Source organism: Pelagibacterium montanilacus (assembly GCF_003992665.1).
GTDB classification, from domain to species: domain Bacteria; phylum Pseudomonadota; class Alphaproteobacteria; order Rhizobiales; family Devosiaceae; genus Pelagibacterium; species Pelagibacterium montanilacus.
The window spans coordinates 103,142-121,535 of sequence record NZ_RZMX01000001.1 but is presented as its reverse complement, the minus strand read 5'-3'; the positions used below and the strand labels follow the sequence as shown (position 1 = coordinate 121,535).

Here is an 18,394-nt window from a genome sequence, read left to right as displayed (position 1 = left end):
AGCTTTGGACTGGCCATCCGCGGGCACCATCGGCGCATTCTTTGTCACCTCGATTGCCGTCGAACTGACGCCGGGGCCCAACATGGCTTATCTGGCGCTGCTGGGCCTTTCGCACGGCAGGGTCGCGGGCCTGTTCGCGGTTGCGGGCGTGGCCCTTGGCCTGGCGGTGATCGGGGGGCTGGCCGCGGTGGGCATGGCTTCGCTCGTCGCCCAGACCCCGGCCCTGTACCAGGGAATCCGCTGGGCGGGCATCGCCTATCTGATCTGGCTCGGCTATGAGAGCTGGCGTGATGCCAATGCACCGATCGGAGCGCGCCAGCTCGCGGGCACCCCAATGGGGTTCTTCCGGCGCGGGCTGGTCACCAATCTGCTCAATCCCAAGGCCGCAGTCTTCTATATCGCCGTGCTGCCCAGTTTCCTCGCGGCCGAAGCGCCGATCGGTGCGTTTGGCCTTCTGGTGCTGGTCTATGTGGGCGCAGCCACCCTCGTGCACGCGCTCATCGTTCTGGGGGCAGGCGCGCTCGAGCCCTTCGTCACGCGCTCAGGTCACCGTCGGGCACTTGGGGCCGTGTTCGGGGCCATGCTGGTGGGAGTGGCGGTCTGGCTCGCATGGTCCACAGCAGGCTAAGCCATTCCCTGAAATCGGCGCGCACAGTCTCGGTCTGGCCAAGTTACTCAGGAAAGCGAACTGGCGTTCGACACCACGTACAACAGCTGTTTCGCGCCTGTCGCCCACTTAGAGCGTTTCCAGGACAAGTGGAGACACTTTCCCGGTTCGGAAACGCGACAAATCAAAGACTTAGAGCTCCTGTTCTGATTCAATCAGAACAGGATATGCTCTAGGCTTTGCTGCGGACCGGTTCATGCTTTTTGCCATGGGCGGGCCGGCAATGTCGGAGGCCACAGCGACCACGTCTGCATCTGCGACTTAAACCGGCGTTATCACTTACGGTATTGACGGCCCTGACTACGACGACCTCTTCGGACAGGAAGTCACGGAGCACTACGAGTGGGAAGGCTCCAACACCGAGACCCTCAGGGATACACGGTCGGTGGTGGCGTTGAGTACGCCGCGACCGACAATTCAATCCTGCCTCTTGAAGGCAGCTGGACCAATTTCGGCAGCATCTCGGTTGAGGGCGAGTCGGATGAGACCGACGCGACCTATGAAGTGACCCAGGACGTGTCCAACTGGTCGATCGGCACCGGCGTGAGCTTCAAGTTCTAGGCAGCGCTGACACCCGCCGCATGCGGGGCTCTTTCGGGGGCCCACATGCGGCGGCGCCTCACTGCATCCAATCGAACGCCCCTTTCCGCTCCAGGGCCGGAAAGGGGCGTTCTTTTTGTGCGTCTGGGCCGCCGTGGCTGCCGCGAACCTCGCCGTCGCGGTCCGACGCCGGTTCCGTCGCAAGGGAAATCAGGATAGGTATGCAGCCTCGTTCTCCGGAACATCGAAGCGATCTCCACACCCGAGGGCAGTATGGCACGAATGCTCAAACTCGATCTTTTCACCGATGTTGTCTGCCCCTGGTGCCTGATCGGCACAGCGCGGCTCGACGAGGCCATTGCGGCCTTGCCCGATGACGTCGAGGTGGCGATCACCCACCATCCCTTCCTGCTCGATCCCGAGACGCCGCCCGAGGGCCAGAATACGCGGGAGCGGCTGGCCGCAAAGTATGGCGGGGATATTGCGGCCATGCAGGCCCGCGTGGAAGAGGCCGCGCGCTCAGCGGGCGTGGCGCTCGACCTCTCGGTGCAGCCCATGAGCTACCCCACCATCGACGCGCACACGCTGATCCGCTCGGCAGCGCCAGAGCACCAGTACGGTCTGGCCAAGGCTATGGCAGCGGCCTATTTTCTCGAAGGGCGCAACATCGCCGACCGGCAGGTTCTGGCCGATATCGCCGTGGATCATGGATTTGCGTCCGAGGCGGTGCAGGCTCTTCTGGCCGATGAGAACGAACGCGCCACCACGCGGGCCATGGCACTCGCCTCGGCCCAGCAGGGCATCTCCGGCGTGCCCTTCTTCATCTTCAACGGCCAGTTCGCGCTTTCGGGCGCCCAGCCGCCGGACGTCTTCGCGCGCGCCTTCAGAGTCGCCCTTGGCGAGGCAAGCCTCGACTGAGCCATGGTCGTGCCACCGACACTGGAAACCGATCGTCTGCTGCTCCGCCCGATGCGCGCCGAGGACTGGCCCGCCTATGGTGCGCTGATGGCGTCCGACCGGGCGCGGCATATGGGCGGACCGTTTTCCCGGTCTGCCGCCTGGGGCATGTTCTGCGCCGATCATGCGCAATGGGATCTCTTCGGCAGTGGCGCGCTGATGATCGAGGACAGGGCCGGCGCCGAGGTGCTGGGCCAGGTCGCGGTCAATGCTGGGCCTCTGTTTCCCGAGCACGAGTTGGGCTGGTTCGTCTACGCGGCGGCTGAAGGCCGGGGGATCGCGTTCGAGGCCGCCAGCGCGATGCTGGGCTGGGCCCGCGACACCGCGCGGTCTGCCACGCTGGTCAGCTATATCGACCCGGACAATCTGCGCTCCTGCCGGCTCGCGGAAAGGCTGGGCGGTCGCCTCGATCCCCACGCGGTCAGGCCCGATCCCGGCGATCTGGTTTATCGCCATTTTGGCAACTGATAGTGAGCCGGTTGGCGTCGGCGCCGCCGATTCGGGCCACTCGAGGGAGAGCTCATGGTACGGAAAATCCTGTTCGGCACCATCGCCGTCGTCATCATCGCTTATATCGCGCTCGTCGGGCTGCTCTATGTCAATCAGCGCGCGCTGTTCTATGCGCAGGATGGCCGGATCTACGAGATTTCGGAAACGGCACTCGAGAGGGCCCGGCTGGTTTCGATCCCGACAGGAGAAGGCGACGCGCTGGGCGGGTGGTATTCGCCGCCGCAGGACACCATGGCCACGATCGTTTATTATCGCGGCAATGCGGGCAGCGTGACGGCCGAGTATCCTCGGCTCGAAGCCTTCGCGGCGGAGGGGTACGGCTTTCTCGCCGTCGACTACAGGGGCTTTCCGCTCTCCCCGGGCGAGATCAGTGAGCAGAGCATACTCGAGGACGCCCTTGCGGCCTATGACTGGGCGGCCGAGCAGGGCGGGCCGCTTCTCATCTGGGGGCGGTCGCTGGGGGCATCGCCGGCCATCCATGTGGCCAGCCAGCGCCAGAGCGCGGCGCTGCTGCTCGAGACGCCGTTCTATTCGGCCGTCTCCGTTGCACAGGAGCGCTATCCCTTCGTGCCGGTCAGCCTGCTCATGCTCGACCAGTTCCGCTCCCATGAGTGGATCGCCGACGTCGAGGAGCCGGTGTTTGTCGCCCACGGGACCGCAGACAAAGTGGTCAGCGTCGCCAATGGGGAGCGGCTGTTTTCCGAAGTGCCCAATCCTTACGACCTCTGGATCGTCGAGGGGGCGGGGCACGCGGACTTGTGGGCCGCGGGCATCTGGGCGCGGGCGCAGGAATTCTTTGGTTCCGCGCTGGAGGGCACCTGACGTCGCGCTGCGGGGCTGTGCCATGAGCACAATGAAAAACGCCGTCCCGAGGGACGGCGTTCTTGCAAATACGTTCGATGCCGAACAGTCGCGTTAGCGACGGCCGCCGACGAGACCTGCTTCGCGCTGCGCGCGCTTACGAGCCAGCTTGCGGGCCCGGCGAATAGCCTCGGCCTTCTGGCGTGCCTTCTTTTCGGAAGGCTTCTCGTAATAGTTGCGCAGCTTCATCTCGCGAAACACGCCTTCGCGCTGCAACTTCTTCTTCAGCGCCCTGAGCGCCTGATCGACATTGTTATCGCGAACGACTACTTGCACGCGGAACACCGCCCTTTCAAAAATCAAAGTCAGTTGAAACCATGCGTCGGCATAAAGGCTCCGACGCCGACCAACACATGTCAGTCACCGTGGGCGCGGTAACTACCAGAAGAGTCGGGTCTTGTCCACCACGCGGCAGTGATTATTTGCCGTCCGCGCGCAGGGCGACGTGGTTGAGATGCCCCATCTTCCGGCCCGGCCGCGCCTCGGCCTTGCCGTAGGAATGGGGGCGGGTGCCGCCGTTGATCCGGCCGGCCAGGTCCTCGATCTCGTCGCCGATCAGGTTCTCCATCACCACATCGGCCATGCGCAGGGTGGTGCCCAGCGGCCAGCCGGCGATCGCCCGGATGTGGTTCTCGAACTGGTCGGTCACGCAGACCGCCTCGGTCCAATGGCCTGAATTGTGCACGCGCGGCGCGATCTCGTTGACCAGCAGGCCGCCATCGGCAAGCACGAAGAACTCGATGCCCATCACGCCCACATAGTCGAGCGCCTCCACGATGGTGCCGGCGGCTTTTATTGCAGCCTTGAGCGCCGGGCCGTCGATGTCGGCGGGCACGCGCGAAGTCTTGAGGATGTGATTCTCATGGGTGTTCTCGGCGGGATCGTAGCAGACCGCCTCTCCCGATAGCGAGCGCGCGGCTATCACCGAGATTTCCTTCGCGAAGGGCACGAAGGCTTCGAGCACGAGCTGGACGCCGCCGATCGCCTCGAACGCAGAAGCTGCATCCTCTTGGGTCCGGATGGTGCGCTGGCCCTTGCCGTCATAGCCCAGCCGGGTGGTCTTGAGAACGGCGGGATAGCCGATGTCCTCGAGCGCGTCCTCCAGTTCCTCCCGGTCGGCGACCGCGCGATAGGGCGCCACGGCTATGCCTGCGTCGGTAAGGAATGCCTTTTCGGTCAGCCGGTCCTGGCTGACCTCAAGGGCGCGTGCCCCAGGGCGCAGCGGCGCGTGCCGAGCGACCATCTCGGCGGTCGAGAGCGGCACATTCTCGAATTCGTAGGTCACCACGTCCACCAGGCGGGCAAAGCCTTCCAGCGCGGCCTCGTCCTCATAGCCAGCAACGATGCTCGAGGGGGTCACGTCGAAGGCAGGGCTGGCCGGGTCGGGGCAGTAGATGCGGGTCTTGAACCCCAGGCGGCTGGCGGCGAGCGAGAGCATGCGACCGAGCTGGCCGCCGCCGAGAATGCCGATGGTCGAACCGGCAGGGAGCGGTGCGTGATCAGTCATCGTCCTTGGGAAACTCCGCAACGGCCGCTGTCTGGGCCTTGCGCCAGTCCGAGAGCCGCTCGGCGAGCCCCTCGTCGGACAGGCTCAGTATGGAGGCGGCCAGGAGCGCGGCGTTGATGGCACCGGCCTTGCCGATTGCGAGCGTGCCCACCGGGATGCCGCCTGGCATCTGCACGATCGAAAGCAGGCTGTCTTCCCCGCGCAGGGCCCGGGATTCGACGGGAACGCCGAGCACCGGCAGGGTGGTCATCGAGGCGATCATGCCAGGCAGATGTGCCGCTCCGCCCGCGCCGGCGATCACCACCTTGAACCCGTCGTCGCGCGCGCGGGTGGCGAAACCGTAGAGCCGTTCGGGTGTACGATGGGCCGAGACGATCCGGGCCTCGTAATCGAGCCGGAGCGCTTCAAGCGTTTCGGCGGCGAACCGCATGGTGGGCCAGTCCGACTGGCTGCCCATGACGATGGCAATGGGAGGAAAAGTCGACACGCGAGCCCTCTTTCCACGTCCGGTCCATGTGCCGGCGGCCCCGGCACGTCAAGCCGTGGCTGTACGCGAATTCGCCCCTGTCATCAAGCTGAACGCTGGCAGAGCCGGAACCAGCGGGCTATGGTCCGCCGACAATCGGACCGGTCGGGCAATGGCGCGCATATTTTCATCACGCATCTTCGTTGGCCTCGCGGCATTTCTGCTCGGCGCGATCGTCGTCCAATTGCTGAACAGTTTCGTTCCGCCGCCCCATGAGCTCAAGGGCCCCGTCCCGCCGCGGATGACGGCCGGCTCGGCCGAGTTTGCGCGGGCCATGGACGGGCTGTTCCCGCCCAATATCGTGCCCGGAAACGCCATCACCACTCTGGTCAATGGCGACGAGATCTTCGAGGCGATGCTCGAAGAGATCGAATCGGCGCAGGCGTCGATCAACTTCGAGACCTATGTCTATTGGAGTGGGGAGATCGCGGAGCGTTTTGCCGAGGCCCTGGCCAATCGTGCCCAGCAGGGCGTTGAGGTCCGGGTGCTTCTCGACTGGCAGGGCAGCGTCCCCATGGAGCCCGGGCTCGTCGATGCGATGACCTCTGCCGGGGTGAAGGTCGAACGGTTCCGGCCACTCCAGTGGTACACGGTCGACAGGATCAACAACCGGACTCACCGAAAGATTCTCATGGTCGATGGTGAGGTCGCCTTTACCGGGGGCGTGGGGATCGCCGACGAGTGGCGGGGCGACGCCAGTGGGCCCGCCGAGTGGCGCGATACCCACTACCGGATCACCGGCCCCATTGTCGCCCAGTTCCAGGGCGCCTTTCAGGACAACTGGATCGAAACCTCAGGCGAGTTGCTCGAGGGCGAGCAATTTTTTCCCCCGCTCGAGCAAGCCGGGGACGTGCCGGCCCAACTGCTCAATTCCAGCGTCGGGGAGCGCAATCTCACCCATCTGATGGTGATGACGGCGCTGAGTGCAGCTCAGGACGTCATCCGGATCGGCACGCCCTACTTCGTGCCCGACGAGATCGCGATCGGCCAGTTGCTCGATGCCCGGGAGCGGGGTGCGGAGGTCTTCGTGCTCATGCCCGGGGAGCACATGAACAAGGAGCTCGTCCAGAGCGCCTCGCGTCATTCCTGGGGCCGGCTGCTGGAGGCCGGCGTCAGGCTCTTCGAGTTCGATCCCACCATGTACCATGCCAAGGTCATCATCGTGGACGAGGCTTGGGTCAGCGTGGGGTCCGCAAATTTCGACGAGCGGTCCTTCCGGCTCAATGACGAAGCCAATCTCAACGTCTTTGATCCGCGCTTCGCTGCCGGCCAGATCGCGCTTTTCGACGAGGATGTGTCGCGCGCCCGCGAAGTGTCACTGAGCGAATGGGAGAACCGCCCCTGGCAGGAAAAGGTCACGGACTGGCTCTGGAGCCACTTTCGGGTTCAGCTCTAGAGCACATCCTGATCTGATTGAATCAGAACAGGAGCGCCAAGTTCTTGATGTGTCGCGGCTCCGAACCGGAAAAGTGTTTCCACTTTTCCTGGAAACGCTCCAGCTCTGCCCTCAGTGGGCGTGGCCGTCGTCGAAATCGCTCTCGCCAGCCTGCCAGTATCCCGCTGCCTTGATCCAGTCCGGGTTGTGCCCCAGCCTGGAAACGAAGTGCTCGCGCAGGGCTCTGCTCACCGAGGCCTCCCCGGCAATAAAGATATAGCCCTCGCCTGAGGGCAGGGGCGTTGCTTCGAGCGTCGAGACGAGAGGCGCGGGATCGGACGGGTCGTTGCCGTCGCGGAGGATCCATTTTATCTCGCAACCCTGTGGCCCCTCAATCCGCTGGGTTTCGGCGGCGTTGGCGACCGAGACGAGGGCCGTCACCTTGGCTGAGGCGGGCAATTCCTCGAGCCTGCGCCCGATGGCGGGCAGGGCGGCTTCATCCCCGATCAGCAGGTACCAGTCGAACGCCCCGCGCAGGACGAACGATCCGCGGGGGCCCCCGACGCCGATCACATCCCCGGGCTGCGCCGCAGCAGCCCAACGTGCTGCCGGACCCTCGCCATGGAGCACGAAATCGATCGTCAGCGTACAGGCCCCGGTGTCGAAGGCGCGGGGCGTATAATCGCGGGCTTGGGGGCGTTCGCCTGCGGGAAAGCGCAGCCCGTCGGGCCCGGCCTGCGGCTCGGGCAAGGTCTTGCTGCCCGATGCCGGGAAGAAGAGCTTGACGTGATCGTCATGGGCCAGGCTGGCGAAATCGGAAAACTCGGGAGAATAAAGCACCACGCGCACCATGGCGGGCGTGAGCCGGGTCACGGTCAGGACGCTGGCCATGCGCAGCTTGAGGGGGTGGCGGATCCGTTCGGGTCCGCGGGGGGGAGTGTCGGGTGCCATGGTGCCTCCAGCGATTGACGCTCCTGCCTAAAAATCATGATCAATGTTGTCAACTAATTGCGATTGGCGCTTGGTTCGATCTTCGGGAACACAGGCGGCGCTGGCGCATTGAACCCTCACCAAAAGGTTAACGCGGGAAGGCCGCACCATGGTCAGCATCGAACCTCTCCAGAAAGCCGACTTGCCGGAGACGGCGCGGTTGCACGAGAAATACCTGAAACTTGGCCTGTTCCCGCGCCTTGGTAAGTCGTTTCTGGCCCGATATCAGGAGAGCTTCGCGCTTTCCCCTTACGGGATAGCCCTCGTTGCGCGCTCGCCCGAAGGCAAGGTGCTGGGGGCTCTGTTCGGGACCACATCGAACGCGCGGCATTACGCGTGGGTGGTCCGCAATTGCGGTTGGCGGCTTGCGCTCTGGGGCGGCGTGTCAATGAGCTTGCGTCCAAGGCTCGCTCTGTCGTTTCTGCGCACACGGGTCGGGCGATATAGCCGGGCGCTGGGCCGGTACCTTCTTCCCCAATCGGGTGCCGTGGGCGCGGCCGGGGCGCCGTCAGGAGCTGCGCCGTCGGTATCGGTGCTCAGCCACATCGTGACCGGATCGGCAGCCCGGCGGCAGGGTATTGGCCGCGAACTCGTGGAGAGTTTCAAGGCTCAGGCCCGCCGGCAGGGCGTCGACCGTGTCACTCTCGTCACCGAAGAGGGGGGCCTTGGTGCGCCGTTCTTCGAACGGATCGGGTGCCTTTGTGTGGGGCGTCGGGCCGGGCAGGACGGTTCAACTGTTCGCGAATACAGACTTATGCTCAAGGAGGCGCGGGTTCATGAAGGCAGGGGCAATCGCCGCACTATTCGTCTGGGCAGCGGTGCTTTTACTTCCCCTTTGGCTGCTTCCCGAACACTCCAGTCCGCGCGCGCAGGTGAGCACCGCTGAGCCACCGGCAATCGTTCCGCTGGCGCCCCATCAGGGCGGTGCCGAGCCTCTGTCGTCCAACGAGCCGGAGGCTCAGGCCAAGGCGCTGGCCAGCACGATAGCGCTGACGCTCACGACATATGAGGCCGGCGAAGGCGTTGCCGACATAGCCACACGACTTGAGCCGGCCGCCGGCGCGAAAGCGTCGGGGCTCGCCGGAACGCTTCATGTTCCGGGCTCCTGGTCGCGCGGGCGCATCATCTATCCACAACTGGGCGGGCTCACGCCCGGGCGCTCGTCGGTTATGGTGGTCGTGGAGCAATTGGTCGGCACTCCCGAGGGCGTACGGGGAGAGATTCGTACGCTCGATATAAGGCTCGCCCGGTCGGAGGGTGGGGCATGGCAGTTCGAGGCGCTGGCATCGGCCGGTGGCCAACGGATCGTGCCGCCCGGGGCTCTCTCGCACGCTGCCCTGAGCGTGCTCAACGATCCAAGGATCGAACTGCCCGATTCCGCGCGCTGGGACATTTTCCGGGGCGGGATATCGTCCAATCTTCTGAAGATCATGGCGCGCATGGCCGAGGAAACCGACTATGGCGTCGTCACCCTGATGTCGGGCCATCCCCGAGAGGTATTCGGCACGGACCGGCTGAGCGACCACACGCGTGGGCGCGCGGTGGATGTCTATCGCCTCGGCGACCGCCTGGTGATCGACGATAGGCACGAGGGCTCCGGTACCAAAGCGTTCGTCGAGTGGCTCTATGACCAGCCCGAAGTGGTGCGGATCGGCAGTCCTTGGGCCTTGGACGGGTTCGGGGGGCGCTCGTTCACCGACGCGCTTCACCAGGACCATCTTCATATCGCCGTGGTGCCCGACTGACGGGCACGGTCTCAGGCGATGATGTCGGGCAGCAGGATATTCTCGAGTTGGGTGATGCGGTCCTTGAGCGCGAGCTTGCGCTTCTTGAGCCGCTGGATCAGGGTGGCGTCGGCGACGCCGGTTGCCGACAGGGTGCGGATGGCGGCATCGAGATCGCCATGCTCCTGACGCTTGGTGGCGAGTTCAAGTCCGAGGCGTGCCTGCTGTTCGGTGTCGAGTGGCAACATTGCCCCGCCCTCAGATTCGTGTCGAGCCACCGCCGGGTTCCATGATCGGGGCCGTAAAATGACCTAGATGCCATAGATTTGCCATTGGACAAAGACGGGAAAGTTTGTGACGATATTGTTGTCCTATGGATTAAAGGAGTGAACATGACCTCACAGGCTTTCATCACTTCCCTCGAGCGGCGGCATCAGGACCTTGAACGCAAGATTGAGCAGGAGTTGCGGCACCCGGCCCGCGACGCTCTGCTGATCGCCGCTCTCAAGCGCAAGAAGCTGGAACTCAAGGACCAGATGTCGCGTGCAAACACCGGGGCCATCACCCACTGAGTGCGACACATCACTGACGGTTCAGATCGGCTCTCTTGACCGATAAGACTGTGAGGCCGCGGCTTCGTGCCGGGGCCTTTTTTCATGCCGCGCGCCGGTTAGCCGGCGATCAGCCCGGTGATCCCATCATAGAGAAGCTTGATGGCCAGCAGGAAGATCAGCACATAGGCAATCTTGTAAAAGAGCCCCTGGTCGATGCGGCGGGCCAGCCATACCCCCACGACGATCCCCGTTATCGCGACCGGAATCAGTGCCAGCGCGGTGGTGACATTGGTCACCGAAAGCTGGCCGAGGGTGTAATAGGGGCCCAGCTTGAGCGCATTTGCAAAAGCGAAGAACACCGCATTGACCCCCGCATAACGCACCGGGGACAGCTTCATGGGCAGAAGATAGATCTGGATCGGGGGCGAGCCGGTGTGGCTGATAAAACTGGTGAATCCTGAAACCGAACTCCAGAACGTGCCCCAGGGCCGGGAGGGAGGCAGGTCCTTGAGCTTCTTGCGGATGGGGAAGACCGCGTCGATCACGAAGGCCAGGGCGATCACTCCGATGATCAGCCGCACCGCTGCTTCGCTGACGAACGCCGACAGCCCCCAGCCGATGGCGGTGCCGATCAGCGCGCCGGGCAGCAGGATCGTAAGAATCCGCCAGTCCGCTTCCTTGCGATAGACATAGAGCGCCATGGCGTCCATCACGAGCAGAAGCGGCAGCATCATGCCAGCGGCATCACGCGCTGGAATCACCAGGGTCAGCAAGGGCACGCCGACCACGCCCATGCCGGCCAGCAGGCCCGATTTCGACAATCCGACGATGAAGACGGCCAAGGCCGCGACGGCGAGAAAGACGGGATCGGTCAGCACGGATGCAGCTTTCTCATCGACGGGAGCGGTGCCGATCCCTGGGGTGCATGGGGCGCCTTGGCTCAGCCCCGGTCGGTATCGTCCGTATCGGTTTCGGGCTCGCCCTTGATGGACTTGAGCTTGGCAAAGACCGAATCCGCCTCGAAATCGGCGTCATAGGCTGCATCGGGTGCGGCGCCTTCGTGAGCAGCGTCGCCGTCATCGTCGGTCTGGGCGCGCCGCAAGGCCTCCTCGGCGCTCAGAAGGCGGGTCCCTTCGGGGGCATCCTCGGTGATGCCGGCGCTGCGCGCGGCCTTACGCACTTCCATATCGAGCTCAACCTGGCTGCACAGGCCCAGGGTCACCGGGTCCATGGCCTGCAGGTTCGCCGTATTCCAGTGCGAGCCGTCCCGAACCGACTCGATCGTGGACTTGGTGGTGCCCACCAGCCGCATGATCTGGGCGTCCTTGAGTTCGGGGTGGTTGCGGACCAGCCATTTGATCGCATTGGGGCGCTCGTGGCGGCGCGAGGTGGGGGTGTAGCGCGGGCCGCGGCGCTTGGGGGCCGCGACCTTGACCTTGGGTTCGGAAATGCGCAGCCGGTGGTTTTCGTCGGCTTCCGCGCGCGAAATCTCCTCGCGTGAGAGTTGGCCGTTCTGGATCGGACTCACGCCCTTGATGCCGCCGGCCACGTCCCCATCGGCAATGCCCTGGACCTCGAGCGGGTGCAGCGTACAGAAATCCGCGATCTGCTTGAATGTGAGGCCCGTGTTTTCGACCAGCCAGACAGCGGTCGCCTTGGGCATGAGCAATTGGGTCGCCATGATATGAGTCTCCTGTGCTGCGGCCCGGGTTTTTCCGGACCGCCCGCCTCGCCGAACGGGTATGAGGGGGAATTTGCGCATACTATAGGCAGATGGCCCCTCCCATGCAACGTCAATCATCTGTATCGCTCATGCCGTATGGGGTTACGAGCACGATCTTGCCGAAGTGGTCGCCGCTCTCCATGACGGTGTGGGCGGCGCTCGCGTCGGCGAGCGGGAAGGTGCGGATGCGTGGCGGCACGACCGCGCCCCGTTCGATCGCGGGCCAGACGGTCTTTCCCAGCCCGCCGGCAAGCCGCGCCTTGGTCGCGGCTGATTGCGGACGCAGGGTCGAGCCGGAAATGGTCAACTGCTGCATCAGAACGAGCCCCAGATTGATCTCGGATTTCGCCCCCTCGCGCACGGCCAGTTGCAGCAAATGGCCGCCACGGGTGAGGCTCCTGAGATTGCGGTTTCCATAGCTCCCGCCCACGATGTCGAGGACGATGTCCACGCCCCGGTCCCCGGTGATCTCCCGGACGCGAGAGACGAAATCCTCATCGGGATAGACGATCGTCTCGAGCGCGCCCATCTCCCGAGCGTAGTCCGCCTTTTGCCCAGTGCCGGCGGTGGCGATGGCCTTGGCGCCAAAAAGGCGGCACATCTGGATGGCGGCGGCACCGATGCCTCCGGCGCCACCATGTACGAGCACCCAATGCCCCTCGCGCAGACCGGCCCGCTCCACCAGGGTCTGCTGTATGGTCATGAAGGTCTCGGTCAGGGTAGCGCTTTGGGACCAGGACCATCTGGCGGGGCGGGGCAGGACCTGCCCCTCGGGCACGGCGACAAACTCGGCGTAGCCGCCACCGTTGCACAGCGCCACCACGTGATCGCCCACCGCAAAGCGTGACGCCTCGGTTCCGCACGCGGCGACAGTCCCGGAAACCTCCAGCCCGGGCAGTGGTGAGGCATCGGCTGGCGGAGGATAGGCGCCGGCCCGCTGGGAGATGTCGGGTCCGTTCACCCCAGCGGCGGCGACCGCGATCAGCACCTCGCCTGCGGCCGGAGTCGGGGTGGCGGCAGTGGCGGGCTCGAGAACCTCGGGGCCCCCGGGGCGGGATATGGCGATGGCGCTCATGGTCGTCGGGATTTTCATGGACCTCTCCAGGCGGCTGGTGCAGACTCTGGTTCGCCCGTTGCGAACCAGAGGCCAGAACAATGGAAGACGATGTCCGGCGCAAGCCTGCCCTTCATGAGATCGGCATGGTGCTCGATACCATGTCGGTGGATGAAATCGACGAGCGCATCGCGCTGTTGCGCGGGGAGATCGAAAGGCTGCAAGCCGAGCGTGTCCGCAAGGCTGCGGGCCGTGAAGCGGCGGAATCGGTCTTCAAGATTTGAAGCCCTCGGGTGCCCCGCCGCGGGTCCAACCCAAACGTTCACAAGTTGTCAGGGTTAAGAAAGCGCGTCGCATTAAGCTAAAATTAACCTGATCGGGTTAGATTTTCCTCATCCAGTTTTTACTGGGTTTTTCAGAGCGGTTCCTTCCCTCTGTTTGACGCCTCCCTGTTAACTTTCGAGAGCCGTTTCGCGACGGCTCTTTTTTCTTTTCCGGGGACCGATGCGCGCATGGACCTGCCGGGCTGTCGGCGTTAATGACCTCTTGCCAATTAGGCTCTAGAGTGACTCTCTGAGGTTTCACACCAGAAGGGACTTGGCCGTTTGGACGGGCACGACCGCAGTTCGGGAAAGGCGATTTCTCTGATCGCGCGCCGCATGGCGGCGGGAGGCTTTGATGCGCTCTATCATGAGGGCATGGGGTTGATCGAGGAAGTTGCCGCCTATCTGGACGGAGACGGGCGCGATGAAGCCAAAGCGCTGCCGCGCGAGGCTTCCTTTGTCTATGCCACCGAGAGCATGCGCCTGACCACGCGTTTGATGCAGCTCGCATCCTGGCTGCTGCTGCACAGGGCGGTCAGCGCCGGGGAGCTCAGCGTCGAGCAGGCGCGCGAGGAAAAGGCGAAGGTGAAATTCTCCGCGCTCCCCTCCGAGCGCGGCGGTCCGGGCTGGGAAGCCCTGCCCGAGAGGATGCTTGCCTATATCGCCCGGGGCGACAGTCTGTTCGAGCGGGTGACCCGCTTCGAATCGGCGGAAAAGGGCGAAGGCGCAACCGCCATGCCCGCGGCGGAAAATGCGGTCAACGCGCAGCTCGATCGCCTCAAAGCCGCTTTCGGCCGCTGACCTCTTCTTGTGCAGAACAGAAAAAACCCGGCGCGGACGCCGGGTTCGATCGAGCACACCCCTTGAGCGGGGCTTATGAGCCCAGGATGCCCTTGAACTTTTCCTTGAAGCGCGAAACGCGGCCGCCGCGGTCCACAAGGCGCCCCGAACCGCCGGTCCAGGCCGGATGGGTCTTGGGGTCGATGTCGAGCTGCAGCGTGTCCCCATCGCTTCCATAGGTGGAACGCGTCTGGTACTCGGTGCCGTCCGTCATCACTACGGTGATGAAATGGTAGTCGGGATGGATATCTTTTTTCATGGTCGGGGCCCTAAATCAAACGGGCGCATAAGCGCCCGGACTTGTGGTATCGCACAAAAGTTGCAGCCTTGTACCCAAAGGCGCGTGCCAACGCAAGGCCCGTGAATCACTTGGCCGATGCTTCAGACGGCAGCGCTTTTTCCCCAGGCCTTTCCGTGTCCATTGGCCTCGGGATAGACCCCGGCCAGCACCTCTTCGAAATGTCCGCAGACCGTTGCGTTGCACTCGCACTCGAGGCCATGCAGTGCCTTGGGGTCGATAACCGTGAGGCGACCGCGGGCCAGCGTGATGATGTTGCGGGCCTTGAGCCCGCCCAGGGTGCGGCTGATATAGGAGCGCCCAACCCCGAGCATGGCGGCGAGTTCCTCCTGGGTGATGGGCAGGCTCTGCTCGCCCGAGCGGCCGGTCGCCGCGATCAGCCATTTGGCAGTGCGCTGTTCGATCGAGTGCATGGCGCTGCAGGCAACCGATTGGAAGATCTGGGCCATCAGGCAGTCGGCATAGCGGGCAAAGAGATGGCGCAGGGTGAGAGAGCTGGCCTTTGCCTCCTCAAGATCGGTCAGAGCTATGCGGTAGAACATGCCTCCGAGGCGGACATCGGCGCGCGCGAAGGCCGGCACATGCCCCTGGCTCACAATGCCGCCCAGCGCGCCTTCGCGGCCGATCATGGCGGTCTCTGCGGTGCGTCCTTCCTCGAGAACCACCAAATGGGAGACGAGGCTGTGGCCTCTGGGAAAATATGCGTATCTGACCGAGTCTCCCTTCTCGTAGAGAATGGTGCCGGCCTCGGCCTGCCAGTCCTGAAGCAGGGGGTCGATGATCGCCCGGTCGCTGGGGCGCAACGCCGCAAGAAGGTTGTTCCCCGGTTCATGGCTTCCCGAGCTTGGCATTGGCGATCCTTTCATGGTGCGCGACAGAGGCCCAAAACAATCTTTCTACGCTGTTCGAGCTCAAATGTTCACTTGTGGACGGACACTGGGAACGATTATGTCTAGAACTGAACATTGAGCAGCGGTGCGGGGCGGGCACGGCGCGAGAGTTCCAGGGCCTGCCGTCTGCAACACCAGGCGCAGCAGTCCCGCATGGCGATCAGGCGGATACAACACATGACCGATAGGGCCCGACATGAGGCCGATGTCAGGACGCGCAGAGCGGCGGACGATGCAGCAGGCATGCTGCAATCGGTGATCGATGCTGCATCTGATGCCGTGATGATTTTCGAGAGCGTTCGGGACGAGGGCGGCCGGATCGTCGACTTCCGCTGGACCCATGCCAATGAGATGGCTGAAACCCTCCTGGGGCGGCCACGGTCATGGTTTTTGGGTGCCAAGCTGCTCGACAAGCTCCCGGGCAACCGTGAGGCTGGTCTCTTCGACGCCTATCGTGCGGTCACCGAGACGCGCGAGCGCTGGAGCAGCGAATTCACCTACGCCCACGAGCACCTCGACGCGATCTTCCGTGCTGCCGCTCATCCGGCAGGCGATGGCTTTATCGTCTCGTTCTCGGATGTCACCGAACAGAGGCGCACCGAAGCGCTGCTGGAAGAAAGCGAAGAGCGCCTGCGCATGGCGCTGGAAGCGGCGCGCGGGGTCGGCATTTGGGACTGGGATCTGGTCAACGACCACGTCTACGCCGATGCCACTTTTACCTCGCTCTTTGGAATCGATCCCTCGCTCGCGGATACAAATCCGCCGATTTCGGCCTTCCTTGATGGCATCCATCCCGACGACCGTCATCGGGTGTCCGAGCGGATAGAGGACGCGATCGCCAAGAACTCCGAGTTCGCCGAGGAATACCGTTGCATCGGCTATGACAAGAAGATGCGCTGGGTCTTTGCGCGCGGGCGCTGCATCCAGGACGGCAAAGGCCATCCGGTGCGCTTTCCCGGCATGGTCTTTGACATCTCCGATCGTAAGAAGGTCGAGGAGGCATGGCGGGAATCGGAGGCCAAGTTCGAGGCCATCGTCAATTCGATCGACCAGATGATCTGGTCCACGCGCCCCGACGGGTTCCACGACTACTACAACTCGCGCTGGTATGAGTTCACCGGCGTTCCCGCAGGATCGACCGACGGGGAAGGGTGGAGCGGCATGTTTCATCCCGACGATCAGGATCGGGCCTGGGCGCGCTGGCGGCACTCGCTGGAAACGGGCGAGCCTTATCACATCGAGTACCGGCTTCGGCACCGTTCTGGCCAGTATCGCTGGGTGATCGGACGCGCCCAGCCGGTCAGGGACGGCTATGGCCGCATCAAGCGCTGGTTCGGAACCTGCACCGATATCCACGACCTGAAATCGGCCGAAGAGCAGCTCGAACTGGTCGCGCGGGAGCTTTCTCATCGGATCAAGAACATCTTCACGCTGATCATGAGCCTGGTGTCTCTGTCCTCGCGCACCATGCCCGAGGCCGCACCGTTCGCGGGCCTTCTGCGGGCGCGGATCGAGGCCCTCTCGCGTGCCTACGAATTCGTGCGCCCGGCCACGGTGCCAAGCGGCGGCGTGGAGGGGTCCCATACCATTGCGGGGCTGTTTGAAACCTTGTTCGCCGCCTATCGCGAGGACGAGGCGGACCAGATCGAGGTCAGGGGCGGGAACACGAGTGTCGGCCCCAATGCGGCCACGACGCTGGCGCTGGTCTTCCATGAACTGGCGACGAATGCGATCAAATACGGAGCATTGTCCAATCCGGGTGGACGGATCACGGTCGATTGCGTGTCAGGAACCGATGACGTGCGGATCGTGTGGTCCGAGCGGGGAGGGCCGGTCATAGATGGGGCTCCGACCCGGCAGGGATTCGGCACCGCCATGTCCCGCCGTGCTGCCGCCGCGCAACTCGCCGCCCAGATCGAGCACGAGTGGAGACCACAAGGTCTGGTCTTTACGATGCGGGTTCCGACCAGGTCGCTTGAAAACTAGCGGTTTGATCGCCGTACGTCATGGTGCAAGACTTCCGGGACAACCGGAGGATGCACCATGGCACAGCAAAGCGCGCACCCAAACATCGCCAATGGCCCGGTGAGAACGCCCGCGGTTCGAGGTATCGAAAAGCCCGTCTCGCGCGTGGCGCTGGGATTCGAAGCGTTCGAATCGCTGGCCGACGCCGCGCCTATTCTCGATGGCTTCCTCGCGCGGGGCGGAACCGTGCTCGATACCGCGCACATCTATGGCGAGGGTCGGACCGAAGCGATTTTGGGCCAATGGATGGCCGAGCGGGGCGTGCGGTCGGAGGTGGTGGTGATCGGCAAGGGTGCTCATTCTCCCTATACCTATCCCGAAGTGATTTCCGCGCAGCTCGATGAAAGCCTCGCGCGGCTTCAGACCGACCATGTCGACGTTTATCTGATGCATCGCGACAATCCGGCTGTCCCCGTCGGCGAGTTCGTCGATGCCATGGATGCACAGGTATCGGCCGGGCGAATCAGGGGCCCATTCGGTGGCTCGAACTGGACCCGCGAACGCATGGACGAGGCGATCGCCTATGCCCGCGCGTCGGGCAAGAGGCTGCCGGGGGTCCTTTCGAATAATTTCTCCCTCGCCGAGATGGTCGATCCGGTCTGGCCGGGATGTGTGTCGGCGCGCAGCCCGCTATGGGGGCGCTGGCTTTCGGAAACGGGCATCGTCAATCTGGCCTGGTCCAGCCAGGCGCGCGGCTTTTTCACGGATCGGGCGGGGCGCGACCGGCTCGAGGATGCCGAGCTGGTGCGCTGCTGGTATTCCGAGGCCAATTTCGCCCGGCGCGAGCGCGCCCTGGCCCTGGCGGACAGGCTGGGCCGAAGCCCGATCCACATCGCGCTGGCCTATTGCCTCAACCAGGCGTTTTCGGTGCTGCCGCTGATCGGTCCCCGGTCGGTTGCCGAACTCGAGGACTCGCTGTCGGCAACCGATATCGTTCTGACGCCCCAAGAGATCGCCTGGCTCGACGAGGGCGCTGGGCAAGGTCTGTGACACCGTGACCCCCAGCTCTGGCAACTGACGGGTTGCGGGC

22 protein-coding genes and 1 pseudogene are annotated in these 18,394 nt (G+C 64.1%); 13 read left to right on the top strand and 10 right to left on the bottom strand.

The features are described 5' to 3' along the window. Positions 1–4 precede the first annotated feature (4 nt). The 5 genes from EO136_RS00620 (at position 5) to EO136_RS00600 (ending at position 3,496) form a co-directional block, all read left to right on the top strand. A complete protein-coding gene (locus tag EO136_RS00620) occupies positions 5–628 on the top strand; it encodes a LysE family translocator (protein ID WP_246018222.1) in 624 nt (207 codons plus the stop codon). A gap of 381 nt (positions 629–1,009) precedes the next feature. Then, positions 1,010–1,228, top strand: coding sequence for an outer membrane protein (locus tag EO136_RS00615; protein ID WP_127142532.1), 219 nt, complete (start codon positions 1,010–1,012; stop codon positions 1,226–1,228). Positions 1,229–1,480: 252 nt separating this feature from the next. Then, positions 1,481–2,125 carry a DsbA family oxidoreductase gene (locus EO136_RS00610; RefSeq protein WP_127142531.1) on the top strand — a complete coding sequence of 215 codons (645 nt, stop codon included), beginning with the start codon at positions 1,481–1,483 and terminating at the stop codon, positions 2,123–2,125. A 3-nt stretch (positions 2,126–2,128) separates the two neighbouring features. After that, complete coding sequence (locus EO136_RS00605; protein WP_127142530.1) at positions 2,129–2,632, top strand: GNAT family N-acetyltransferase; 504 nt, start codon at positions 2,129–2,131, stop codon at positions 2,630–2,632. Positions 2,633–2,686: 54 nt separating this feature from the next. Beyond that, positions 2,687–3,496 carry an alpha/beta hydrolase gene (locus tag EO136_RS00600; protein ID WP_127142529.1) on the top strand — a complete coding sequence of 270 codons (810 nt, stop codon included), beginning with the start codon at positions 2,687–2,689 and terminating at the stop codon, positions 3,494–3,496. Between the two features lie 93 nt (positions 3,497–3,589). On the opposite strand, the gene rpsU is transcribed toward EO136_RS00600, so the two are convergent. The 3 genes from rpsU to purE form a co-directional block, all read right to left on the bottom strand. Next, a complete protein-coding gene (rpsU, locus tag EO136_RS00595; RefSeq protein WP_127142580.1) occupies positions 3,590–3,811 on the bottom strand; it encodes a 30S ribosomal protein S21 in 222 nt (73 codons plus the stop codon). A gap of 142 nt (positions 3,812–3,953) precedes the next feature. Further along, a complete protein-coding gene (locus EO136_RS00590; protein ID WP_127142528.1) occupies positions 3,954–5,042 on the bottom strand; it encodes a 5-(carboxyamino)imidazole ribonucleotide synthase in 1,089 nt (362 codons plus the stop codon). Then, complete coding sequence (gene purE / locus EO136_RS00585; RefSeq protein ID WP_127142579.1) at positions 5,035–5,499, bottom strand: 5-(carboxyamino)imidazole ribonucleotide mutase; 465 nt, start codon at positions 5,497–5,499, stop codon at positions 5,035–5,037. The genes EO136_RS00590 and purE overlap by 8 nt, the downstream gene beginning before the upstream one ends. A 181-nt stretch (positions 5,500–5,680) precedes the next feature. On the opposite strand from purE, the gene EO136_RS00580 reads away from it, so the two are divergent. Next, a complete protein-coding gene (locus tag EO136_RS00580) occupies positions 5,681–6,964 on the top strand; it encodes a phospholipase D-like domain-containing protein (protein ID WP_127142527.1) in 1,284 nt (427 codons plus the stop codon). Positions 6,965–7,075: 111 nt separating this feature from the next. Here the strand turns inward: EO136_RS00580 and EO136_RS00575 are convergent, their stop codons facing one another. Then, positions 7,076–7,894, bottom strand: a complete 819-nt coding sequence (locus EO136_RS00575) for a siderophore-interacting protein (RefSeq protein ID WP_127142526.1) — start codon at positions 7,892–7,894, stop codon at positions 7,076–7,078. A gap of 148 nt (positions 7,895–8,042) precedes the next feature. Here EO136_RS00575 and EO136_RS00570 point away from each other — a divergent pair, with 148 nt between their 5' ends. Then, positions 8,043–8,819 (top strand): GNAT family N-acetyltransferase, encoded by a 777-nt coding sequence (locus EO136_RS00570; protein ID WP_127142525.1) that lies wholly within the window; start codon positions 8,043–8,045, stop codon positions 8,817–8,819. Then, positions 8,806–9,678: a hypothetical protein gene (locus EO136_RS00565; RefSeq protein WP_127142524.1), complete on the top strand. Its 873-nt coding sequence runs from the start codon at positions 8,806–8,808 to the stop codon at positions 9,676–9,678. The genes EO136_RS00570 and EO136_RS00565 overlap by 14 nt, the downstream gene beginning before the upstream one ends. 11 nt (positions 9,679–9,689) lie before the next feature. On the opposite strand, the gene EO136_RS00560 is transcribed toward EO136_RS00565, so the two are convergent. Next, positions 9,690–9,905: a YdcH family protein gene (locus EO136_RS00560; RefSeq protein WP_127142523.1), complete on the bottom strand. Its 216-nt coding sequence runs from the start codon at positions 9,903–9,905 to the stop codon at positions 9,690–9,692. 144 nt (positions 9,906–10,049) lie between these two features. Between EO136_RS00560 and EO136_RS00555 the strand changes: the two genes are divergently transcribed. Further along, complete coding sequence (locus EO136_RS00555; protein ID WP_127142522.1) at positions 10,050–10,229, top strand: YdcH family protein; 180 nt, start codon at positions 10,050–10,052, stop codon at positions 10,227–10,229. 98 nt (positions 10,230–10,327) lie between these two features. On the opposite strand, the gene EO136_RS00550 is transcribed toward EO136_RS00555, so the two are convergent. From EO136_RS00550 to EO136_RS00540, 3 genes are all read right to left on the bottom strand, one after another. Continuing rightward, positions 10,328–11,089, bottom strand: coding sequence for a sulfite exporter TauE/SafE family protein (locus EO136_RS00550; RefSeq protein ID WP_127142521.1), 762 nt, complete (start codon positions 11,087–11,089; stop codon positions 10,328–10,330). A 62-nt stretch (positions 11,090–11,151) separates the two neighbouring features. Continuing rightward, the gene (locus EO136_RS00545) at positions 11,152–11,892 is read right to left on the bottom strand and encodes a DUF1013 domain-containing protein (protein ID WP_127142520.1); all 741 of its coding nucleotides are present in this window, start codon (positions 11,890–11,892) and stop codon (positions 11,152–11,154) included. A 112-nt stretch (positions 11,893–12,004) separates the two neighbouring features. Next, entirely contained in the window at positions 12,005–13,027 is a 1,023-nt protein-coding gene (locus tag EO136_RS00540) for an NAD(P)H-quinone oxidoreductase (RefSeq protein WP_127142519.1), read from the bottom strand. A gap of 62 nt (positions 13,028–13,089) precedes the next feature. Between EO136_RS00540 and EO136_RS00535 the strand changes: the two genes are divergently transcribed. Then, positions 13,090–13,272 carry a DUF1192 domain-containing protein gene (locus EO136_RS00535; protein ID WP_127142518.1) on the top strand — a complete coding sequence of 61 codons (183 nt, stop codon included), beginning with the start codon at positions 13,090–13,092 and terminating at the stop codon, positions 13,270–13,272. 321 nt (positions 13,273–13,593) lie between these two features. Continuing rightward, on the top strand, positions 13,594–14,112 hold the full coding sequence (gene rcdA, locus EO136_RS00530; RefSeq protein WP_425466576.1) for a protease adaptor protein RcdA: 519 nt from the start codon (positions 13,594–13,596) through the stop codon (positions 14,110–14,112). A gap of 73 nt (positions 14,113–14,185) precedes the next feature. Here rcdA and rpmE read toward each other — a convergent pair whose 3' ends face one another. Next, positions 14,186–14,410: a 50S ribosomal protein L31 gene (gene rpmE / locus EO136_RS00525; RefSeq protein ID WP_127142517.1), complete on the bottom strand. Its 225-nt coding sequence runs from the start codon at positions 14,408–14,410 to the stop codon at positions 14,186–14,188. A 122-nt stretch (positions 14,411–14,532) separates the two neighbouring features. Continuing rightward, positions 14,533–15,300: a Crp/Fnr family transcriptional regulator gene (locus EO136_RS00520; protein ID WP_127142516.1), complete on the bottom strand. Its 768-nt coding sequence runs from the start codon at positions 15,298–15,300 to the stop codon at positions 14,533–14,535. A gap of 216 nt (positions 15,301–15,516) precedes the next feature. Between EO136_RS00520 and EO136_RS00515 the strand changes: the two genes are divergently transcribed. Both EO136_RS00515 and EO136_RS00510 read left to right on the top strand, forming a co-directional pair. After that, positions 15,517–17,325, top strand: coding sequence for a sensor histidine kinase (locus tag EO136_RS00515; RefSeq protein WP_164730372.1), 1,809 nt, complete (start codon positions 15,517–15,519; stop codon positions 17,323–17,325). 21 nt (positions 17,326–17,346) lie between these two features. Next, positions 17,347–18,354: pseudogene (locus EO136_RS00510) on the top strand (aldo/keto reductase); the annotation flags it as partial. Positions 18,355–18,394 lie beyond the last annotated feature (40 nt).